This window comes from Thalassolituus sp. UBA2590, assembly GCF_002339775.1.
Classification (GTDB): Bacteria; Pseudomonadota; Gammaproteobacteria; order Pseudomonadales; family Oceanobacteraceae; genus Thalassolituus.
In genome coordinates, this window is the sequence record NZ_DDKU01000121.1 from 1,257 (window position 1) to 9,388 (window position 8,132).

The following is an 8,132-nucleotide window of genomic DNA, read 5'->3' on the forward strand; positions in this document are numbered from 1 at the left end:
CCCGCCACCACGTGAACATCACCATGTGTAAAGCGAAAGCGAACGGCAACTACATCAACTCAATGCTGGCTCTGCGTGAGGCCATCGACAGCGGTTGTGAAGAAGCCCTGCTTCTGGATAACGAAGGTTATGTGGCTGAAGGCTCTGGTGAGAACTTCTTCCTGGTTCGTGATGGCATTATTTACACGCCGGAACTGACCTCATGCCTGGATGGTATTACCCGTAAGACCATTATCGAAATGGCTCAGTCTCTGGGTTATGAAGTACGCGAAAAACGCATTACCCGTGACGAAGTCTACGTTGCCGACGAAGCCTTCTTCACTGGCACTGCAGCAGAAGTACTGCCGATTCAGTCTCTGGATGGTCGCATTATCGGTAAGGGTTGTCGCGGCCCAGTCACCGAAAAACTACAGACCATGTACTTTGATACTGTGACGGGCAAGAACCCATTCAATGCTGAATGGATTACTCCTTGTAAATAATTTCCCTGATTTTATTTTCAAATGAGTGAAATAAAAAACCCCGGATTAACCGGGGTTTTTTTATGCTCTGAGACTTTCTGCATTTACAGTTTTACCTGCCCTTCACGAAAATCTATTTCGGTAACACACTGACTAAATTCGCCAGAAGAAAATGTCCGGGTCTGAGTGGCGTTACCCGAGACAACGCCCGTCGTAGAATTAGTATCCAGCGTCAACGAGAAATTTTCTGTCACAGAGCCAAGATCCAGCGTCTGCTCACTACTGAAGGCATTTCCGTCGACACTGGTAAAGTTAAGAGTTTCATCAGGGTCGGAGATATACCCCTCTGCCCAGTTAATTATCCAGTAGGTTTGCTGTACGTAAGCCCCTTCCGGAGAGCTATCACAAAGGGTAGAACCACGCCGTTCATGAGTGACAAAATACTCAGTATCAGTCAGGCCTAAAGAAGCCCGGTTTGGCTCGGTCAGTAGAAGTGTAAACTGCCCTCCTTCTGCAAGCGTTGAGACCGTTAATGTATAGGTACGCCCTGCATCGACATCCATCAACAGCACTTCGTAGGAGTTTGAATTTTCGCTCTGTTCGCTATTCAGAGAATTGTCACTGACCTCGAGATCAAGGTTCGGGGCTTCAGTACTACTGAGTACAATGAGCACCTCACGATCCACCAGCGGCGTGTAAGTCAGTTCAAATTCAGACGCAGTATCCGCAACGCCGGGAAGAGCGGTTCCAGTAACGCGTGAGTTAATCACAATGGCATCGTTATCTGTAACAGAGAGTTCTGAGACAGAGGGTTCTGCTTCAGGACCACGAAGCCCAGGTGCAAATGTGATGTCGATGGTGGCCGTTTCTTCTGAGGTTCCTACATCAATAAAACCACCCGAGCTGCCATCACTGCCGCCTCCGCAAGCGACCAACGTGAAAGTCGCTACAGCCAGCGTTAAAATGGCGCTAAAACCCCGCAATCTCTGTATCGTGATCTTAATGTCTGGAACCCTGATGCCCGGCATGCATACTCTCCCGTGACTGCACTTGATGATTCGATAACATATCAGACTCTTTCTGAGCGATCTGTAAATTATGTGTGAACTCCTTGGCATGAGCGCTAATTCTTCCGGGATCACCCCCGGTGCTGGCTGAGGTGGTTCTCGATCCCTGGGTAGAATTGGCGAGCATTCGCGACGCCATAGGCTGTAGTTCTTCTGTTATTTGACAAGAATGTAGTCTGGTTTCACCTGAAGAATGCTCACGATCAGCCTTCTGACATCACGATGGTGTAATAAAGAAGGAGGATGTTTACTTCAACTCGCTTATCAGGCCTGGAGGGAATCATGCAATGGCGTAAAGAATATGATGAAAAACGATTATTACCTGATGCTGCCGTTAGTCTGCTGAAAGACAGCACAAACCTGATCCTAGGAATGAGCGTCGCAATGCCACCGGCCTTATTGAAGGCTCTTGGTGAGGCTTTTACAAACGATCAATTACCTCCACTCAATATCTATTACATGCATGGCACCGAAGCTCTGGCAGACTCTCTGTTGAAAAATGAGCTCGAAGGTAAATTCACCCCCAGGTGTCTGTTTTTAAGCAGTCACGACCGTCAAGCCATCGCTGGACTTCAGAATCCGCATTGGGTTGAGTTTGTTCCATGTGCCTTTCATCAGGTAGGCCGCCTTTTAACCCGGCAGACCGAGCCTGATTGCTTTATGGTAACGGTATCTCCTATGGATAAACACGGGTACTTCAGCCTGGGTACCAATGCAGATTATGGTGCTTCGGTTATCCGTAAAGCCAAGAAAGTCATCGTTGAAGTAAACCCCAAGATGCCTCGCACCTTTGGTGAGTGCTCTGTACATATCTCAGAGGTTGATGCTCTTGTCGAATCTGATAGTGCCCTTTCTGAAGTGACCGAACCTGAGCCGTCTGAAACCGATCAACTGATCGCTCGGCAGGTCGCAGAATACATTCAGGATGGCGATACGTTACAGATGGGCGTCGGGGGTGTACCCGCAGCCGTCGCCCGCCTGCTGGGGTCACACAAAAATCTGGGGCTACACAGTGAACTGTTTTCTCCAGCAATCGCTGCTCTTATCCAGAAAGGCGTTATCAATGGTCGGGAAAAGCGGCTGATGCAGCATAAGCATGTCTACACCCTCGCTATTGGTGACCGTGCCATGTACGACTTTATGGACGACAACCCATCGGTTGTTGGTTACCCGGCCTCATGGGTCAATAACCCTGCAGTCATTCGCAAGAACCCGAACATGGTCTCGGTTAACTCAGCCATAGAGGTTGATATCACAGGCCAGATCAACGCCGAATCCATAAAGGGCACACCGTTTTCTGGCACCGGAGGTCAACTTGATTTCGTCCGTGGTGCATTCGCATCCCATGGCGGCCGTTCCTTTATTGCGCTGCATTCGACCGCACGAAAAGGGACTCTGAGCCGCATCGTTCCAGAGCTATCAGGCGGATGCGTGACCGACACAAGAATGGATGCCCATTTTGTCGTTACTGAGTTTGGCTGTGTAGACCTGAAAGGCTTGTCACTTCCGCAACGTGCGAGAGCTCTGATTGATATATCACACCCCGCCTTCCGGGCTGAACTGGAAGAGAGTGCACGCAGCCGCCGGTTGATCTGAGATCAAAGCAACCGACAGATGAAACTTACTTCTTATGTATCAGTAAGCAGACCTGATCGCCGTAATAGTTGTCGGCGTAGTTGCAGGTTACTGAGGCTTTTTGATCCAGAGTTTTCACATTGGCGTAAGAATTTTTAATTACATTTATAAAATTTTTCATTACTTATTCCTTGGGTCGTAATCTGTGGAGATGTGATCAAATTACACAACACAAAGATAAGGATTAAATTGATAGTATTTCTCAGCCTGATAGGAAATTACTAATATGCCTATCGGCCAGATTTCGCAACGCCTTTCTTCCTTCGCCGATACGTCGCTTTTCGGGGGCTTTTCTGGCCAGTTTGTGTACCCGATCTCATCACGGGCATAGTCGCTGACCTTGCTGCTTCCACCAGCTCAATTAACCGATCGCTCAGAGGCTGCATAAAGCCTTGGTAGCTTCCTTCGCCTTCGCAGATATCGTTCAGCTGGCGTTCCCAATAGGCAGTCATATCCGGCTGCGAGCAGGCGTCCGGAAGAACTGATATCAATTGCCGTCCTGTCTCTGTTGCCTGAATCTGCTTACCCTGTCGCTGCAGAAATTTACGCTTAAACAGCAGCTCTATGATGCTCGCCCGTGTGGCCTCAGTGCCAAGCCCGTCCGTATCTTTCAGGACCTTACGTAGCTCCGGGTCTTTAACGTAGCGGGCAATCCCGGTCATGGCCGCGAGCAAGGTTGCATCTGTGTAATGCTTCGGTGGTTCAGTATGCTTCTCTTCCAGCTTAGGCTCACCGCTCCATAAGGCCTGACCTGCCACCAGATCAGGTAATGGCGGCGATGTTTTTTCACGCGCAGGCATTAACGCTTTCCAGCCGGCTGCCAAGGTGATCCGTTCACGGGCAATGAACCGACCACCAGCAATTTCAAGCTCAATGAGGGTGTCAGAATACTGAAAGGCACCACAAAACTGCAGTAAATACTGGCGGGCTATTAACCGATAAATCTTTTTCTCTGCATCATTTAAGTTACCCGAGTATTTTTTAGATGTCGGAATAATCGCATGGTGTGCGCCGACTTTTTTGTCATTAAATGCGGCTGACTTTCTGGATTCATCAGTATGCTTCAGCATGTCGCCAGCATCTGCAATGACAGTCTGGATAGCCGCAGAGACTTGCGGCATTTCACTGTGATGTGCAACGGGTATATAACGGCAGTCTGATCTTGGATAGGTTATCAATTGGTATTTTTCATACAGGCTCTGACAAACATCCAGTACCGTTTTCGCTGCCATACCGAAGGCTTTTGCGGCGTCGATCTGTAGAGAGGACAGGTTGTAGGGCAAAGATGCATTTTGCTTGCCCGGTTTTTTATCAAACGCTTTTACCTGCGCTGGCTGCTGACGAATCCGGTCGATCACGTTCTTAGCAAGATTCGGATTCAGTACCCGCCCCTCGTCATCCTGATGCGGCCGACATGCCTCGCTAGGCTGCCACTTAGCGAAAAAGCTGGGAGGCTGCTCAGCACTCAGGTGTATGGCCGCCTGAACCTCGTAAAAGGGCTTACTGACGAAGTCGCGGATCTCTTTATCGCGCCGGACGACCAACCCGAGAACCGGTGTCTGTACCCGTCCAACAGACAGTACGCCGCGATTACCCGCCTGCTGTCCTTTGATCGTCCAGGCGCGTGTGAGATTAATTCCGTATAACCAGTCTGCCCGGCTACGAGCCAATGCAGAAACAGATAAGGGAATAAACTCGCTGTTGCTACGCAGCTCGCCCAGAGCACGCTTGATTGCCGATGGATTCAGGTCACTGACCAGTAAGCGCTGAACATTGCGGCGCTTGGTCTGTGGCGTTTTCAGGTAATCAATCACCTCATCCACTAACAGCTGGCCTTCACGGTCAGGGTCTCCTGCATGCACTAACTGATCGGCTTCTTTAATCAGCTTACGTAAAACGCTCAGTTGCTTCCGGGTTTTAGGCTTTGGCTGGAGCTGCCACTCATCGGGCGAAATGGGCAGGTGGTCAAGTTGCCACTTTTTGTAGAGTGGATTGTAGGCTTCTGGGTCCGCCTGCTCTAATAAATGACCAATACACCAACTGACGACGTCACCATTGGCGGCACGAATACAGCCTTCTTCTTTTTTATGTGGGCGGGGAAGAACCTCGGCAATGGCGCGGGCAAGACTGGGTTTTTCGGCAATGAAGAGGCGCATGATGGCGAACGCTTAAACTGTATAAACAGCCAGTAGTTAACCATCATGCCAGTGCGTTAGCAAACAGAGTGTTAACGCGAAAGATTTTAACGTCAGGCAGCCACTGGAGGCTTAGCCCAGATAACGCCTCGGTGCTTCGCGTATATTTCTCTGACCCACATAAGTGCTGAACTGTCAGCCCACTGCTGGGCAGGACCAGCCATTTTCTCCCGGAACTCGGCTGTACCGTAGATAGGATGTTCTTCAGGGCAAGCTAGCGGAGCCAGCAGAGAGGCCGCTGTTATATCAGCAACCGTCAGTTGATCCCCTACCAGATATGGCCCTTGCTGAATGCGCTCCTCCAACCAGCGGATTTCTGCATCGATTTTCTGCTCGGCACGGGCGACGTCTTTTCTATTAATTTTCAGCTTAACTTTGAAAACAGGTTTGATTACCTGATAGAAAGTTCGAACGAATACCTCTTCCCATGGTTTGGCGAACTGAGTCCAGATATCTTTGATCAAGGCGTCGTGAGCAAAGCCGGGAAGATACAGATAGCGAGCCACCGGCTTACCTATCGCATCAAAGCGCTGCTGAATCGCAACAATCTCTTGCTCATGTTGCGCAGGTAAGGTTTTCAGTGGGCCATATTCGTTATTCAGCCAATTCACAATTCTCGGGCTGTCCTGCACGCAGGTAGTAGCACGCTGAACCAAAGGAACCGTAGTTTCTGCGCGCTTACCTTTAATCAGCATTGGCAGAGTGTGCACTGCCGGTGTCAGTGCAACCTCGTTGTACTCAATGCCCTCATAATCCAGCAGCCAGCGAATTTTTTCGCTGTAGTGCGACATGTTGATCGTAAAAAGAGTAAGCGGTGTATTGATCGTCATCGAGTCATCCTGATGTACGTGGCATTAATTTCTATACAGGTGTCAATAATACAAGGTTGCTCAGATCCAAACAGGTCGGATGTGGACGAACTGCGACCTCCATGGCCCATTACAAAGGGATACAGATCTATATCAAAAAAAATTGATATAGAGTTTAAAATCACTATACTGGCAACCATGAACGATCTGACTACCAACGATTTAACTTTGGCCAGACTGGCTCAGGCGTCCAAGGCCGCCGGAGACCCTCTGCGTATGGGAGTCATGAAACTGCTCGGGCAAGGCGCATTTGGCGTGCTGGAGCTTTGTCAGATATTCGATATCAAGCAGTCGAGTATGAGCCACCACCTTAAGGTGCTGTCTCAGGCGGGCCTGGTCAGTAATCAGCGCGAGGGCAACAGTATTTTTTATCGCCGTCCGCTGAATACCGGCGACGATACCTTCAGTACCTGGCTGCGGGAGCTGTTCCGCGCGATTGATTCGTCGCTTGATGAAAGCGATAACAATGCCGCCGTTGATGGTGTACTGGCAGAGCGAGCGGAAGCCTGTGCCGGGTTCTTTGCCCGTCATGCAGATGATTTCCGCGAACAGCAGGATCTGATTGCATCGTATGAGCAGTATGGCGATGCACTGGCGACCATTCTTGACTCCCTGGGCTACCTGCCGGGAAGCAATGAGAATAGTGGCTACGCTTTGGAAATTGGCCCCGGCGAGGGCGCATTCCTGCAGACCCTGAGCGAACGATTTGCTGGTGTGACAGGGCTCGATATTTCGCCGGATCTGTTAGCGAAAGCGGAAACTTTCTGCCAGAACGAGCAACTGAACAACGTGACATTAGTGCAGGGCGACACCCGCGCGTTGCTTGAATCGCGCAAGGATGTTGAAGGCGATACAAACAACAGTGGCTATGGCTTCGCCGTGGCTAATATGGTGCTGCACCATGTGCCGTCACCTAAGAATATTTTTAACGATGTCGCCCAGCTTCTGAGTTCGGGCGGTACGTTTTTGGTTACCGACCTCTGTCGCCACGAACAGGTTTGGGCGCGGGAGTCTTGCGGAGATTTATGGCTTGGTTTTGAACCTGCTGATCTCAGTCAATGGGCCGAAGAAGCCGGACTGAAAGAAGGCCAGAGCCAATATTCCGGTTTAAGGAACGGATTTCAGATCCAGTTCCGACTGTTTCATGCCTGAGGGCATTTTTTTGAGGAGTCGCAGATGAGCGAATATTCAATTTTTACATCAGAGTCCGTCTCTGAAGGCCACCCGGACAAAGTTGCCGACCAGATTTCTGATGCGGTTCTGGACGCCATCATTGCCCGCGATCCCTACGCGCGTGTTGCAGTAGAGACACTGGTTAAAACCGGTATGGCAGTGGTTGCTGGCGAGCTGACAACTTCATGCTACGTCGACCTTGAAGACATCGTTCGCGACGTGATCACAGGCATTGGCTACAACAGCTCTGATGTAGGCTTCGACGGCGCGACCTGTGCCGTGCTGAACGGCATTGGTAAGCAGTCTGTCGACATCAACATGGGTGTTGACCGCGCCAAACCAGAAGATCAGGGCGCGGGCGACCAGGGCCTGATGTTCGGTTACGCAACCAATGAAACCCCTAACCTGATGCCAGCGCCTGTGTACTACGCGCACCTGCTGGTACAACGTCAGTCTGAACTGCGTCGTAATGGCACTCTGCCTTGGCTGCGCCCGGATGCGAAATCTCAGGTCACTATCAACTGGGAAGGCGACTCGCCGAAAGTTGATGCGGTGGTTCTGTCGACCCAGCACGATCCAAGCATCAGCCTTGAAGATCTGCGCGAGCAAGTTCTTGAGCACATCATTAAGCCTGTACTGCCTGCGGAATGGCTACACGAAGGTACGCTGTACCACATCAACCCTACCGGTAACTTCGTGATTGGTGGCCCGGTGGGCGACGCCGGTCTGACC

8 protein-coding genes are annotated in these 8,132 nt (G+C 50.5%); 4 read left to right on the top strand and 4 right to left on the bottom strand.

Going from position 1 to position 8,132, the window contains the following annotated elements; translation table 11 throughout:
• Window positions 1-482: aminotransferase class IV (locus tag B2067_RS10725; protein ID WP_301388435.1), on the top strand; the 482-nt coding region annotated here is incomplete at its 5' end.
• An 83-nt stretch (window positions 483-565) separates the two neighbouring features.
• Here B2067_RS10725 and B2067_RS10730 read toward each other — a convergent pair.
• The gene (locus tag B2067_RS10730) at window positions 566-1,489 is read right to left on the bottom strand and encodes a hypothetical protein (protein WP_301388436.1); all 924 of its coding nucleotides are present in this window, start codon (window positions 1,487-1,489) and stop codon (window positions 566-568) included.
• A 321-nt stretch (window positions 1,490-1,810) separates the two neighbouring features.
• Here B2067_RS10730 and B2067_RS10735 point away from each other — a divergent pair, with 321 nt between their 5' ends.
• Window positions 1,811-3,124 (top strand): acetyl-CoA hydrolase/transferase family protein, encoded by a 1,314-nt coding sequence (locus B2067_RS10735; protein ID WP_301376646.1) that lies wholly within the window; start codon window positions 1,811-1,813, stop codon window positions 3,122-3,124.
• 25 nt (window positions 3,125-3,149) lie between these two features.
• Here B2067_RS10735 and B2067_RS10740 read toward each other — a convergent pair whose 3' ends face one another.
• From B2067_RS10740 to B2067_RS10750, 3 genes are all read right to left on the bottom strand, one after another.
• Window positions 3,150-3,284, bottom strand: a complete 135-nt coding sequence (locus tag B2067_RS10740) for a hypothetical protein (RefSeq protein WP_301376647.1) — start codon at window positions 3,282-3,284, stop codon at window positions 3,150-3,152.
• A gap of 109 nt (window positions 3,285-3,393) precedes the next feature.
• On the bottom strand, window positions 3,394-5,319 hold the full coding sequence (locus B2067_RS10745) for a DNA topoisomerase III (protein ID WP_301388438.1): 1,926 nt from the start codon (window positions 5,317-5,319) through the stop codon (window positions 3,394-3,396).
• 92 nt (window positions 5,320-5,411) lie between these two features.
• Entirely contained in the window at window positions 5,412-6,188 is a 777-nt protein-coding gene (locus B2067_RS10750; protein WP_068438963.1) for a glutathione S-transferase family protein, read from the bottom strand.
• A 177-nt stretch (window positions 6,189-6,365) separates the two neighbouring features.
• Between B2067_RS10750 and B2067_RS10755 the strand changes: the two genes are divergently transcribed.
• Both B2067_RS10755 and metK read left to right on the top strand, forming a co-directional pair.
• A complete protein-coding gene (locus B2067_RS10755; protein ID WP_068439797.1) occupies window positions 6,366-7,379 on the top strand; it encodes a metalloregulator ArsR/SmtB family transcription factor in 1,014 nt (337 codons plus the stop codon).
• Between the two features lie 24 nt (window positions 7,380-7,403).
• Window positions 7,404-8,132, top strand: a 729-nt coding sequence (gene metK, locus B2067_RS10760; RefSeq protein ID WP_301388439.1) for a methionine adenosyltransferase, incomplete at its 3' end; no start/stop codon positions are given.

What these genes read in the sequence shown, in the direction of transcription:
- B2067_RS10730 (WP_301388436.1), bottom strand. Translation starts at nt 1,489, where the DNA reads ATGCCGGGCATCAGGGTTCCAGACATTAAGATCACGATACAGAGATTG.
- B2067_RS10735 (WP_301376646.1), top strand. Translation starts at nt 1,811, where the DNA reads ATGCAATGGCGTAAAGAATATGATGAAAAACGATTATTACCTGATGCT.
- B2067_RS10740 (WP_301376647.1), bottom strand. Translation starts at nt 3,284, where the DNA reads ATGAAAAATTTTATAAATGTAATTAAAAATTCTTACGCCAATGTGAAA.
- B2067_RS10745 (WP_301388438.1), bottom strand. Translation starts at nt 5,319, where the DNA reads ATGCGCCTCTTCATTGCCGAAAAACCCAGTCTTGCCCGCGCCATTGCC.
- B2067_RS10750 (WP_068438963.1), bottom strand. Translation starts at nt 6,188, where the DNA reads ATGACGATCAATACACCGCTTACTCTTTTTACGATCAACATGTCGCAC.
- B2067_RS10755 (WP_068439797.1), top strand. Translation starts at nt 6,366, where the DNA reads ATGAACGATCTGACTACCAACGATTTAACTTTGGCCAGACTGGCTCAG.